Source organism: Pseudomonas sp. HY13-MNA-CIBAN-0226 (genome assembly GCF_040310305.1).
Lineage (GTDB): Bacteria > Pseudomonadota > Gammaproteobacteria > Pseudomonadales > Pseudomonadaceae > Aquipseudomonas > Aquipseudomonas gregormendelii.
The window spans coordinates 77,195-89,474 of record NZ_JBEOPS010000001.1; the positions used below are offsets into that span (position 1 = coordinate 77,195).

Annotated in this window: 11 protein-coding genes; 2 read left to right on the forward strand and 9 right to left on the reverse strand. The window is 61.3% G+C overall.

Annotated elements, in window-relative coordinates; genetic code table 11:
- Positions 1 to 38 precede the first annotated feature (38 nt).
- From AAEZ05_RS00345 to bioB, 9 genes are all read right to left on the reverse strand, one after another.
- Entirely contained in the window at positions 39 to 1,835 is a 1,797-nt protein-coding gene (locus AAEZ05_RS00345; RefSeq protein WP_205892095.1) for an acyl-CoA dehydrogenase C-terminal domain-containing protein, read from the reverse strand.
- Between the two features lie 90 nt (positions 1,836 to 1,925).
- Positions 1,926 to 3,215, reverse strand: a complete 1,290-nt coding sequence (locus AAEZ05_RS00350) for a GGDEF domain-containing protein (protein ID WP_350646425.1) — start codon at positions 3,213 to 3,215, stop codon at positions 1,926 to 1,928.
- A 230-nt stretch (positions 3,216 to 3,445) separates the two neighbouring features.
- A complete protein-coding gene (locus AAEZ05_RS00355; RefSeq protein ID WP_045059940.1) occupies positions 3,446 to 5,251 on the reverse strand; it encodes a phenylacyl-CoA dehydrogenase in 1,806 nt (601 codons plus the stop codon).
- Between the two features lie 276 nt (positions 5,252 to 5,527).
- Complete coding sequence (locus AAEZ05_RS00360; RefSeq protein WP_045059939.1) at positions 5,528 to 5,824, reverse strand: hypothetical protein; 297 nt, start codon at positions 5,822 to 5,824, stop codon at positions 5,528 to 5,530.
- Between the two features lie 107 nt (positions 5,825 to 5,931).
- Positions 5,932 to 6,612 (reverse strand): dethiobiotin synthase, encoded by a 681-nt coding sequence (gene bioD, locus AAEZ05_RS00365; protein WP_350646426.1) that lies wholly within the window; start codon positions 6,610 to 6,612, stop codon positions 5,932 to 5,934.
- A complete protein-coding gene (bioC, locus tag AAEZ05_RS00370; RefSeq protein ID WP_350646427.1) occupies positions 6,609 to 7,421 on the reverse strand; it encodes a malonyl-ACP O-methyltransferase BioC in 813 nt (270 codons plus the stop codon). Before bioC ends, bioD begins: the two co-directional genes overlap by 4 nt.
- Positions 7,414 to 8,145: an alpha/beta fold hydrolase gene (locus AAEZ05_RS00375; protein WP_045059936.1), complete on the reverse strand. Its 732-nt coding sequence runs from the start codon at positions 8,143 to 8,145 to the stop codon at positions 7,414 to 7,416. Before AAEZ05_RS00375 ends, bioC begins: the two co-directional genes overlap by 8 nt.
- Positions 8,138 to 9,316: an 8-amino-7-oxononanoate synthase gene (gene bioF / locus AAEZ05_RS00380; RefSeq protein ID WP_045059935.1), complete on the reverse strand. Its 1,179-nt coding sequence runs from the start codon at positions 9,314 to 9,316 to the stop codon at positions 8,138 to 8,140. Before bioF ends, AAEZ05_RS00375 begins: the two co-directional genes overlap by 8 nt.
- Positions 9,317 to 9,485: 169 nt before the next feature.
- Positions 9,486 to 10,541: a biotin synthase BioB gene (gene bioB, locus AAEZ05_RS00385; RefSeq protein WP_350646428.1), complete on the reverse strand. Its 1,056-nt coding sequence runs from the start codon at positions 10,539 to 10,541 to the stop codon at positions 9,486 to 9,488.
- A gap of 89 nt (positions 10,542 to 10,630) precedes the next feature.
- Between bioB and AAEZ05_RS00390 the strand changes: the two genes are divergently transcribed.
- The gene (locus AAEZ05_RS00390; protein ID WP_350646429.1) at positions 10,631 to 11,320 is read left to right on the forward strand and encodes a ComF family protein; all 690 of its coding nucleotides are present in this window, start codon (positions 10,631 to 10,633) and stop codon (positions 11,318 to 11,320) included.
- 190 nt (positions 11,321 to 11,510) lie between these two features.
- Positions 11,511 to 12,275: a TOBE domain-containing protein gene (locus AAEZ05_RS00395; protein ID WP_045059932.1), complete on the forward strand. Its 765-nt coding sequence runs from the start codon at positions 11,511 to 11,513 to the stop codon at positions 12,273 to 12,275.
- The last annotated feature ends 5 nt before the right edge of the window (positions 12,276 to 12,280 follow it).

The window sequence follows — 12,280 nt, forward strand, 5'->3', positions numbered from 1 at the left end:
CGCCCGCAGGAGCTACCGAAGACTGCGATCTTTACGACTTATAGCGCAAACAATTGCGCCGGCAATTTCATCAGGCAGTCGCTACCCGCCTCGATAGCCGCCCGGTGAGCCGTTGTTCGTGGCAGCAGGCGCTTGAAGTAGAACTCGCTGGTGGCCAGTTTAGCCCGGCAGTAATCGGCATCGCCGCCGCCCTCGTCCAGCTGCGCCTGCGCGACCAGCGCCATGCGCAACCACAGATAGCCAAGGATGATGTAGCCGCTGTACATCAGGTAATCCACAGAGGCGGCGCCGACTTCGTCGGGGTTTTTCATGGCGGCCATGCCCACCTGGGTGGTCACCTCGCCCCATTGCCGGTTCAAATCGTTCAACTGCGCCACGTAGCTGGACAACTGAGGATGCGCGGCGTTGGCGACGCAGAACTTGTGCACGACCTTGGTGAAGCCCCGCAGCAACTTGCCCTGGCTGCCGAGCACTTTGCGCCCCAGCAGGTCCAGCGCCTGGATGCCGTTGGTGCCTTCATAGATCGGCGCAATGCGGCAGTCCCGCACCAACTGCTCCATTCCCCACTCGCGGATAAACCCGTGGCCGCCGTACACCTGCATGCCGAGGTTAGTCACCTCCAGGCCGGTATCGGTCATGAAGGCTTTGCAGATGGGTGTCAGGAACGCCAGCAAGTCCTCGGCGTCCTGTCGCGCCGTTGCGTCCGCGCTCAAGTGCGCGGCGTCCAGCAACTGCGCGGTGAAATAGGTGAGTGCCCGATTGCCTTCGTTGAAGGCTTTCATGGTCAGCAGCATGCGGCGCACATCGGGGTGCACGATAATCGGATCGGCGGGCTTGTCCGGTGCTTTCGGTCCGGTCAGCGAGCGCATCTGCAGGCGATCGTTGGCGTACTTGATGGCGCCCTGAAAACTCGCTTCTCCCAGGCATAACCCCTGCATGCCAGTGCCTAGACGGGCGTGGTTCATCATGGTGAACATGCAGTTGAGGCCCTTGTTCGGCTCGCCGATCAGGTAACCCGTGGCGCCATCGAAGTTCAGCACGCAGGTGGCCGAGGCCTTGATGCCCATCTTGTGCTCGATAGAACCGCAGGTGACGCCGTTGCGCTCGCCGGCTTCACCTTGGCTATCGGGGAGGAACTTGGGCACGATGAACAGCGAGATCCCTTTGGTGCCGGCGGGTGCATCCGGCAGCTTCGCCAGTACCAGGTGAATGATGTTGTCACTCAGGTCATGCTCGCCGGCCGAAATGAAGATCTTGCTGCCAGAGACTGCATAGCTGCCATCCTCTGCAGGCACGGCGCGGGTCTTGATGATGCCCAGGTCCGTGCCGCAGTGGGCTTCGGTCAGGCACATGGTGCCGGTCCACTGGCCTGCGGTGAGTTTGCTCAGGTAGGTCTGTTTCTGCTCTTGAGTGCCGTGGGCGTGAATCGCCGACATGGCGCCGTGCGTCAGCCCCGGGTACATGCCCCAGGACGTATTGCTGGAACCGACCATCTCGCTGATCACCAGCCCCAGGGAGCTGGGCAAACCCTGGCCACCATACGCCGGATCCGCCGCCAGGCCGTGCCAGCCACCTTCAACGTATTGCGCGAAGGCTTGCTTGAAGCCTGCCGGCGTAGTCACCACACCCTTGTCGAAATGACAGCCTTCTTCGTCACCGCTGCGGTTGAGCGGTGCGAGCACGTTCTCGCAGAATTTCGCGCCCTCTTCGAGGATCGCACTGACCATGTCCGGGCTGGCGTCAGTGGCACCGAGGGCCGCGTAGTTGCTGTGAAAGTCGAAGACGTGGTCGATCAGAAAGCGCATGTCGCGCAGGGGAGCTTTGTACTCGGGCATGGTCATTTCTCCGGCAGCAGATCATTGCAACCTACTGCCGCCGAACCCGCCGGACAATCACAGTCCAGACGCTGAATGCGCCATCATCACTCAATCCGTAGCGGCTTCCATGCGCACCGCGCCCCGGCGGTTCTGCCCAAAGACCACGACGCAGTTGCGTCCCGCGCCCTTGGCGCTGTAAAGCGCCTCGTCCGCCGACTTGAGCACGCGATCTGGCGTGCGCTGCTCCAGCCGTTCGGCCACGCCGATGCTGACCGTCACCGACACACTCGACGCGCTCGCCCCCGCACGCCGCTGGCGTCCTTGTTGATCATCCTGGGGGCGGCTGTCCTGGTTACGCAGATGGATATTGTAGGTGGCGATGGATTCGCGGATGAACTCCAGATGCGGCAAACATTCCTCCAGGGTTTTCCCGGCGAACACCACGGCAAATTCCTCTCCACCATAACGATACGCCCGCCCGCCACCGCCGACCCTGGACAGCTTGCTGGCCACCAGCCGCAGCACCTGATCGCCGACATCGTGGCCATGGGTATCGTTGAATTTCTTGAAGTGATCGACGTCGCTCATCGCCAGCACATAATTGCGCCCCAGGCGTTGCATGCGTTCGTTCAGGGCGCGCCGACCCGGCAGGCCGGTGAGCTCGTCGCGAAAGGCCATTTGATAGGCTTCATGGGCCACCGCCGTCGCGATCATCAGCATCACCTGGCTGCACATGATGTTCAGGGTGAACGGCAGGATGAACGTCTCCGGCAACATCCAGAACAGGCCGAGCAGGCCGACCAATTGCGCGGCATGCAGAGGCCTGGGATGACGCCAGTATTGCCACGCCAGCAGCAGGAAAGCCGCGATAAACACCGGATAGGCCAACTGGATCAGGCTCATCCAGGCGCCGTGCACGGCGGGCCAGCGAATTTCCGCCAGCCACATTAGCAGGGCCTGGGGATAACTTTGCTCCAGCGCCAGCGCGACACTGCCAACGGCCAGTAACACCGCGAAGCGCGCCAGCATGTCCTGGAACAGATGAGTGCGCTCCTGCCAGACGGCGAATACTGCGAACAGCAGCGGCAGTAACAGGCAGCACAGATGAAACACCACCGCCGCATCATCGCGGACTTTGCCGTTGTCGCGGTAGTAGTCGGTCTGGGTGTCGAGCAGATAGTAGGCGATGTACACCGTCAACATCAGGAACAATTCGCGCTGGCGCCGATAGACCGCGCAATAGGCGCCGCCGAGCAGCAATACCAGGGTTGGCAACACATTGAACAGCGAAGTGAAAAAGACGTTGAGATCCTTGACGTAAGCAGCCGAGAGCCCCGCAATCAAGAGCAGCAATGAAGGCAGGAAATGGCTGAGACGTACAGCGGATGGACGCGGCAAGGGTAAGTTCCAGCCTGTTAAGGTTGATGGCAGTGCGCGTGAATGATTGCAGTAAAACACAGCGCCGAAAGGGATGTCATATGGCCATCTTCTATAACGGCCCCAAAGGTGCATTTCTTGATGGATCGGGGCAAATATTTATGCGTCGCCTGGCTGCTCCCGGCAAATGACAGGCACAAAAAAACCGCTGCTCCCGAGGAAGCAGCGGTTTTGTCGGACCTGCCCGAGGCTTAGTAGCCCAGTGCGAAGTTCTCTTCTTTCATGTCCATCAGGTTGCCAGCACCCGACAGCATGGTTGCCACGTGCGTACGAGTACGCGGCAGGATGCGCTGGAAGTAGAAGCGCGCGGTCTGCAGCTTGGCGGTGTAGAACGCCTCGTCGGACGTGCCGGCAGCCAGTTTTTCGGCAGCCAGGCGCGCCATGTCAGCCCAGAAGTAGGCCAGGCAGGCGTAACCGGAGTACATCAGGTAATCCACCGAAGCAGCGCCGACTTCTTCGCGGTCCTTCATGGCGGCCATGCCGACCTTCATGGTCAACTCGCCCCACTCTTTGTTCAGCGCAGCCAACGGGGTGACAAACTCCTGGACGGCTTCGTTGCCTTCGTTGGTCTGGCAGAACTTGTGGACAATCTTGGTGAAACCTTTGAGGGCTTCGCCTTGGGTCATCAGCACTTTACGGCCCAGCAGGTCGAGGGCCTGGATACCGGTGGTGCCTTCGTACAGCATCGAAATGCGGCTGTCGCGAACGTTCTGCTCCATGCCCCACTCGGCGATGAAGCCGTGGCCGCCATAGATCTGTACGCCGTGGTTGGCCGATTCAAAACCGACTTCAGTCATGAAGGCCTTGGCAATCGGGGTCATGAACGCCAGCAGTGCGTCGGCTTTCTTCTTCTCTTCTTCGTCTACGCCGTATTTGACGATGTCGACCTGTTTGGCAGTGAAGTAAACCATTGCACGGTTACCTTCAGCGAAGGCCTTCATGGTCAACAGCATGCGACGCACGTCAGGGTGCACGATGATCGGGTCCGCAGCTTTTTCCGGTGCTTTCGGGCCAGTCAGCGAGCGCATTTGCAAGCGATCGCGAGCGTATTTCAGGCCGCCCTGGAAGCCGATCTCGGCATGTGCCAGACCTTGCAGCGCGGTACCCAGGCGTGCGGTGTTCATAAAGGTGAACATGCAGTTCAGGCCTTTGTTCGCCGGGCCGATCAGGAAGCCGGTGGCCGCGTCGAAGTTCATCACGCAGGTGGCGTTACCGTGGATGCCCATCTTGTGTTCCAGGGAACCACAGGTCACAGCGTTGCGTTCGCCGATCGAACCGTCAGCGTTCGGCATGAACTTGGGAACGATGAACAGCGAAATGCCCTTGGTGCCAGCCGGTGCATCCGGCAGGCGTGCCAACACGATGTGGACGATGTTGTCGGCCATGTCGTGTTCGCCGGCCGAGATGAAGATCTTGGTGCCGGAGACTTTGTAGGAACCGTCGGCCTGAGGTTCGGCCTTGGTGCGCAGCATGCCCAGGTCGGTACCGCAGTGTGGTTCGGTCAGGCACATGGTACCGGTCCACTCGCCAGACACCAGCTTGGTCAGGTAAGCCTCTTGCTGCTCAGGCGTGCCGTGCTCGGAAATGGTGTTCATCGCGCCATGGGACAGGCCCGGGTACATGCCCCACGACCAGTTCGCTTCACCGACCATTTCGCTGACTGCTAGGCCCAGTGACTCCGGCAAGCCTTGGCCGCCGTGCGCCACGTCGTGAGCCAGGCTCGGCCAGCCGCCTTCGACGAATTGCTTGTAAGCCTCTTTGAAGCCAGTCGGGGTCTTAACGCCGGACTCGCTCCAGGTGCAGCCTTCGGTGTCACCCACGCGGTTCAGCGGAGCCAATACCTGCTCACAAAACTTGGCGCCCTCTTCGAGAATGGCGTCAACCATGTCCGGAGTCGCGTCTGCGCAAGCCGGAAGGCTCGAATAGTGCGCTTCGTAGCCGAGCAGCTCGTCACGAACGAAGCGAATATCACGCAAGGGGGCCTTGTAGTCAGGCATAGCGATAAACCTCTGCTGATGTAACCGGGGATGAACGACCGCGTTGATTTCTTGTGGCGGTCAAACAGTTGTTTGAAACATACGTTTACGACCAAAACTTGTCAAGCGCCGATCTTTTGCCGTTCGTCATCATGGCTGCGACATTTTCAACACGCAGCCGAATCCGGCCGCTGGCGCATGCAGCGGGGTATATGAAAGATTAGTTGAGGGAGAAGGACTTACGCACAAAAACGCCGCACGGAGGCGCGGCGTCAGGCTTGTAGCAGGAGAGGCGATTCAGGCATAAGTATCGATCAACGTTCCGAGCATTTCATCGGAAGCCTTGGCCACCTTCACACCCAGTTCAGCTTGAAGCCTGCCCTGGGACATTTCGATCAGGTTGCTGGCCACATCCGACTGCTGACTGCTATCGACCGAACGCAGGCGCCCGGCCTGGAGTTCGGAAGACTGACTGAGCGCCGACCGCTCGAGGCTGGTGTTGGCAATTTGCCCGGCAGCCTGGTCGATGCGGTTCTGCCCGGCTTGAACCGTACCTAGCCCGGCATAAAAAGCGCTGTTACCTGAGATTTCCATCGCAGAATCCGTCCTTGTGAAGGATCAACAACCCTCATTGAAGCAGACCTGCCGGCAAAAGACCCGACAAAAACACTAATGGCACAGTGCCTTGTCATAGGCAAAACCTAGTCCAGCAGATCCAGCTGCAGATGCTCGGCCACGGCTTCAGCGCTCACCAGCTTGAGTTTTGGGACCCGGCCGAGGCAAGGCGCAGGGATTCGCTCGGCCAGTGTCGCGAGATTTTCCTCCAGGCGCGAAGTCTTCGGATCGATGATATTGGCCACCCAGCCCGCCAGCTGCAGGCCGTCGCGGGCGATCGCTTCGGCTGTCAAAAGCGCGTGATTGATGCAGCCCAGGCGCACACCCACCACCAGGATCACCGGCAGGTTCAGCGCCTTCGCCAGGTCCGACAGATTATCCTGGTCCGCCAGCGGCACCCGCCAGCCGCCGGCGCCTTCGATCAAGGTGAAGTCCGCCTGCATGTCCAGAATCTGCTCCATGGGAATGAAAAGCGATTGCACGGTCAACGCCACGCCCGCTTCGCGGGCGGCCAGGTGGGGGGCAATGGCGGGCTCGAACGCGACCGGATTGACCTGCACATAGGTCAATGGCAAGGAACATTCTGCCAGCAATGCCAGGGCATCGGCATTGCGCAACCCCTTGGGTGTCACATCACAGCCGGAGGCCACTGGCTTGCCCGCTGCCGTGCTCATGCCCGCCGACCGCGCGGCATGCAGCAAGCCTGCGGCTACGGTGGTCTTGCCCACATCGGTGTCCGTACCGGTAATGAAATAGGCTGCACTCATAAGGGTTTCTCCAGCACCGCGTAGACCACTTGATAAGTCGCCGGCAGACCTTCGGCCTGACGAAACTGCTCATAAGCCTCGATCAAGCCGAGGATCCGCGCCCGACCGGTCAGACCACCGGGCCGACCCGGATTGATATTGTGTGCACCCAACGCCTTGAGCTCATGGGTCAAGCTGCGCACATCCGGGTAATGCAGCACATGCGCACGGGTTTGCAAGCTCGCGACACGCAATCCACTGTCGGCGCACATATGCTGATAGATACCCAGTTCGCGGAAGCGATTGACGTGCACCATGCCGTCCACCCGGCGCCAGCTGTCGCGCAACTCGAACAACGTTCCCACACACAGACTAGCAAACGCGAAAACGCCCCCCGGTTTGAGCACCCGCCGCGCTTCACTGAGCACCGAGGCGAAGTCTGCGCACCACTGCACCGCCAGGCTGGAGAAGATCAGGTCACAGCTCGCATCCTGCAGCGGCAGGCACTCTGCGTCCCCGGCGATGAAATGCGTTGCACCACCCAGAGGCCGAGCGTGCGCGAGCATGCCCTCGGCGATGTCCAGCGCCACACCCTGCGCGCCGGTAAAGCGTTCGCCCAGTGCACGACTGAAGTAGCCAGTGCCACAGCCCAGGTCCAGCCAGCGACCCGCAGAAAAATCTTCCGGCAAGCGACGCAATAACTCGCTGCCAACATCGCGCTGCAATTCGGCCACGCTGTCGTAGGTGCCCGCGGCCCTGGAAAAGGAGGCCGCCACCTGGCGCTTGTCCGGCAAACCGCCAGACAGGTTGGGAAGGGACAAATCAGTCATCGCCGCTCTCATGCAAAAAGGCCTGGATCGCCCCGGCCACTCCGTGCGGGTCCTCCAGAAGAAAAGCGTGACCGGCCTGTTCAATCAGACCGATTTCGACATCCGGCAGCAGCGCCAGCAAGTCGCCTGCCGCTTCAGCGGGTACCAGCCCGTCCAGGCCGGCGAACAGGTGCAACTGCGGACCGCGAAAAGCTTGCAATGCCTGGCGGGTATCCAGTTGCGCCAGCAACTCCAGGCCGCTCATCAACACTGCTGGCGAGCTGTGCGGAGCACCGCCCAGCAAAAGCCGTGACAGACCGCGCGAGTCCTCGGCGCCCTGGGCGCACAGCAGCGAAAAACGCTTGAGGGTCGTTCGCGGATCGTCGCGGCAACCGGCCAAAAAAGCATCAAAAGTCTCACCGGGCATCGCACTGGGCCATTGTTCATGGGCAACGAACGAAGGATTGCTTGCCAGCGTCAGCAGGCCGCAACAGCGATCACCGCGCCTGGCGGCCAACTCGGCCGCCAGCATGCCGCCCAGCGACCAGCCGCCCAGCCAGGCGTCTTGAGGTACGGTGGAGTCGAGTTCATCCAGCCAGTCGTCGAGATCACTCGACTCCAGCTCCGGCAGCGGCTCGATCTCGACATTCAGGTGTTCATCCAGCCCGTGCAACGCCGCAGCCAACGGTTCCAGGGGCGAAATTCCGAGGCCCCAGCCTGGCAGCAGAATCAGTCGATTACGCATGGCTTGGCTCAGCTCCCAATTGTTGAAAACAATCTGCCAGTGCGTTTAACAATAGCTGCACCTGCGCTTCGCTGTGCGCAGCGGTCAGGGTCACGCGCAACCGGGCGCTGCCGGCAGGCACAGTGGGTGGGCGAATTGCAGTCACCATCAGGCCGCGCTCGCGCAGCATCTGTGACAGGCGAACCGCACGCCCGGCGTCACCGATCATGATCGGCTGGATCGGCGTGAAGCTGTCCATCAACTCCAGGCCGATCTGCTGCGCCCCCTGGCGGAACTGGCCGATCAACGTCTTCAAGTGCGCCCGCCGCCAGTGTTCGCTGCGCAGCAGCTCGAGGCTTTTGAGGGTGGCGCATGCCAGGGCGGGAGGCTGACTGGTGGTGTAAATATAGGGGCGCGCGAACTGGATCAGGCTTTCGATGAGCTCTTCGCTGCCGGCAACAAAGGCTCCCGCTGTGCCGAAGGCCTTGCCCAGCGTGCCGACGAGCACCGGAACATCCTCCTGGCTCAGGCCGAAATGCTCGACGATCCCACCGCCGTTGGCACCCATCGCCCCAAAACCGTGGGCATCGTCGACCATCAACCACGCGCCCTTGGCCCGGGCTTCACGCGCCAGGGCGGGCAGGTCGGCGATATCGCCGTCCATGCTGAACACGCCGTCGGTAACCACCAGGGTATTGCCGGTGGCTTTTTCGAGCCGCTTGGCCAGGCTTGTCGGGTCGTTATGCAGGTAACGATTGAAGCGCGCGCCGGACAGCAGGCCGGCGTCCAGCAATGACGCATGATTGAGGCGGTCTTGCAGCACTGTATCGCCCTGCCCCACCAACGCGGTCACTGCGCCCAGGTTGGCCATGTAACCGGTGGTGAACAACAAGGCGCGGGGGCGACCAGTCAGGTCAGCCAAGGCTTCTTCGAGTGCGTGGTGCGGCCCGCTATGGCCGATCACCAGATGCGAGGCCCCACCCCCCACGCCCCACTTGGACGCGCCAGCACGCCAGGCTTCAATCACTTGGGGGTGATTGGCCAGGCCAAGGTAGTCGTTGTTGCAGAAGGCGAGCAACGGCTGACCATCGACCACCACTTGCGGGCCCTGGGGACTTTCGAGCAGCGGGCGGTGGCGGTAGAGGTTTTCGGCACGACGGGCTGCCAGGCGTGCGGCGAGATCAAAAGACATGCAGGCCTCGAAGGTCAAATCCCATAAAACAATGTGAGCACGCCCCCTGTGGGAGCGAGCCTGCTCGCGATGAGGCCAGAACACTCAATATCGATGCCGACTGGTCTAACGTATCGCGAGCAGGCTCACTCCCACAGGGTTTGTATTCCAATCAGCGGCAGCGGGATCTTCAAACGGCCGCGTTATAGAACTGCTCGCTACTTTTCTGCTCCACCAGCGCCTGCTCGATCGCCGCCTGATGCACCTCATCGGCATGTTCTTCACGTGCTTCCGGCAGTATCCCCAGGCGCGAGAACAACTGCATGTCCTTGTCAGCCTGCGGGTTGGCAGTGGTCAGCAGCTTGTCGCCGTAGAAAATCGAGTTGGCGCCGGCGAAAAATGCCAGGGCCTGCATCTGCTCGTTCATCGCCTCACGGCCCGCAGACAGGCGCACGTGGGATTGCGGCATGAGGATGCGCGCGACCGCCAACATGCGGATGAAGTCAAAGGGGTCGATGTCCTCGGCATTTTCCAGCGGCGTGCCGGCAACTTTCACCAGCATGTTGATCGGCACCGACTCCGGATGCTCCGGCAGGTTGGCCAGCTGGATCAGCAGGTTGGCGCGGTCATCGAGGGACTCGCCCATGCCCAGGATTCCGCCGGAACAGATCTTCATCCCCGAATCACGCACATAGGCCAGGGTTTGCAGGCGCTCGCCGTAGGTGCGGGTGGTGATGATGCTGCCGTAGAACTCCGGCGACGTGTCGAGGTTGTGGTTGTAATAGTCCAGGCCCGCCTGGGCCAGCGCCTCGGTCTGGTCCTGATCGAGACGTCCCAGGGTCATGCAGGTTTCCAGGCCCATGGCTTTCACACCTTTGACCATCTCCAGCACATAGGGCATGTCCTTGGCCGAAGGATGCTTCCAGGCCGCGCCCATGCAGAATCGCGTCGATCCGATGGCCTTGGCGCGAGCGGCCTCTTCGAGGACCTTCTGCACGTCCATCAGCTTTTCTTTTTCCAGCCCGGTGTTGTAGTGACCCGACTGCGGACAATATTTGCAATCTTCCGGGCAGGCACCCGTCTTGATCGACAGCAGCGTGGAAACCTGGACGCGATTGGCGTCGAAATGCGCGCGGTGCACCGTCTGCGCCTGGAACAGCAGGTCATTGAATGGCTGCACGAAGAGCGCTTTGACTTCGGCCAAAGACCAATCATGACGCAGGTTTGCAGTGGTGCTGGCGCTCATGGGCGTTTCCTTGTTTTATGCTTGGCAGGCGCCGGTTATGGAATAACCACAGGCGCGACACGGATGTTCGGCATATTTAAGGAAGAGCGATGCGCTGTCAACCACGTTACGATGGACCGGTTTACATCTGGTTAAAAAACAAACAGTCTTGTTTGCTGTGCCAGGAAGATGCCGAAGAGACCGCCCCGATCTGCATGGCCTGTGAAACCGAGCTGCCATGGCTGGGCGATCAATGCCAGACCTGCGCACTGCCCTTGTTCGCGCCAGGCATGACCTGCGGGCAGTGCATGAAGCAACCGCCAGCTTTTAAACAGGTCGCTGTGCCCTGGCTTTACGACTTCCCGGTGGACAGCCTGATCACCCGCTTCAAACACAGCGCAAAATGGCCATATGGGCGCCTGCTCGGCGAACTTCTCGCACAATACCTGCAGCATCGCTTTGACGAAGGCATGCAGCGCCCGGACGCGCTGGTGCCGGTTCCCATGGCTACCCGGCGCTTGCGCCAGCGGGGCTTCAATCAGGCGGCGATGCTGGCTCGCTGGCTGGGTGAACTACTGCAAATCCCCTGCGACGAGAAGCTGGTGCTGCGGGTTCAGGACACCAGCGCGCAGCAGGACCTGAAGGCTGATGCCCGGAAAAAGAACTTGCGTGAGGCTTTCGCCCTGACCCTCGATGCCTCAATCAAGGGCCGCCACCTGGCACTGGTCGACGACGTGCTGACCACCGGCGCTACCGCCCAGGCCGTCGCGCGCCTGTTGATGGAAGCCGGCGCTACCTAGGTGGACGTCTACTGCCTGGCGCGCACCCCAAAACCCTCTGAGAGCAAGGCTTGACCGCCCCCCAACCTTTGGGGCGAATCCTGTGGGAGCAAGGCTTGCCCGCGATGGACGATGACGCAGTCCACAGGCTTGACTACCAGGCGCCCAGGCGCCAACGTCCTGCAAGTCGCCACAACCAAAGCGCCCTGCCATGTCACTGCCAACGTTATTATCCCAGCACATCGTTCGACGCCCGCAGCGCATCGCCCTGCTGCAGCACATCGCCGAACAGGGCTCGATCACCCGCGCGGCGAAAAGCGCCGGGCTCAGTTACAAGGCTGCCTGGGACGCCATCGATGAGCTGAACAACCTGGCGCAAAAACCCCTGGTGGAACGCAGCGTCGGCGGCAAGGGCGGTGGCGGCGCCAGGCTTTCCAGTGAAGGTGAGCGGGTGTTGCGCCTGTATCAGAAGCTCCAGGTCGTGCAGGCCCAGGTGCTGGAAACGGCTGAGGAAGCCAGCGACCTGAACCTGCTCGGTCGCTTGATGCTCAGGACCAGCGCGCGCAATCAACTGCACGGCAAAGTCGTTGCGATCACCGCCCAGGGGCGCAACGACCGGATCCGCCTGGAGTTGGCCGCAGGGCTGGTCATCGACACGCAGATCACTCACGACAGCACCCTGCGCCTGGAACTGCAGACCGGTACCGAGGTGGTGGCGCTGATCAAGGCCGGCTGGCTTGAGTTGCTGGGCATGGATCAACAGTCGACACCCGGCACCAACTGCCTGCAGGGCAGGATCGAAGCAATAATCGACGCCGAGGACGGCCCGAGTGAAGTGCGCATCAGCCTGCCCAACGGCCAGACCCTCTGCGCGCTGGCCGAGCCGCTACACCTGCGAACACTGGTCCTGGACGTCGGCAAACCGGTACAGGTGCAATTTGCTCCCTCCAACGTACTGTTGGGTACACCGCTCTGAAACAT

Coding starts and splice junctions, on each gene's coding strand:
- bioB (WP_350646428.1), bottom strand. CDS start 10,541: ATGAGCGCCAGCACCACTGCAAACCTGCGTCATGATTGGTCTTTGGCC.
- bioC (WP_350646427.1), bottom strand. CDS start 7,421: ATGACTGATTTGTCCCTTCCCAACCTGTCTGGCGGTTTGCCGGACAAG.
- AAEZ05_RS00360 (WP_045059939.1), bottom strand. CDS start 5,824: ATGGAAATCTCAGGTAACAGCGCTTTTTATGCCGGGCTAGGTACGGTT.
- AAEZ05_RS00375 (WP_045059936.1), bottom strand. CDS start 8,145: ATGCGTAATCGACTGATTCTGCTGCCAGGCTGGGGCCTCGGAATTTCG.
- AAEZ05_RS00395 (WP_045059932.1), top strand. CDS start 11,511: ATGTCACTGCCAACGTTATTATCCCAGCACATCGTTCGACGCCCGCAG.
- bioF (WP_045059935.1), bottom strand. CDS start 9,316: ATGTCTTTTGATCTCGCCGCACGCCTGGCAGCCCGTCGTGCCGAAAAC.
- bioD (WP_350646426.1), bottom strand. CDS start 6,612: ATGAGTGCAGCCTATTTCATTACCGGTACGGACACCGATGTGGGCAAG.
- AAEZ05_RS00355 (WP_045059940.1), bottom strand. CDS start 5,251: ATGCCTGACTACAAGGCCCCCTTGCGTGATATTCGCTTCGTTCGTGAC.
- AAEZ05_RS00345 (WP_205892095.1), bottom strand. CDS start 1,835: ATGCCCGAGTACAAAGCTCCCCTGCGCGACATGCGCTTTCTGATCGAC.
- AAEZ05_RS00390 (WP_350646429.1), top strand. CDS start 10,631: ATGCGCTGTCAACCACGTTACGATGGACCGGTTTACATCTGGTTAAAA.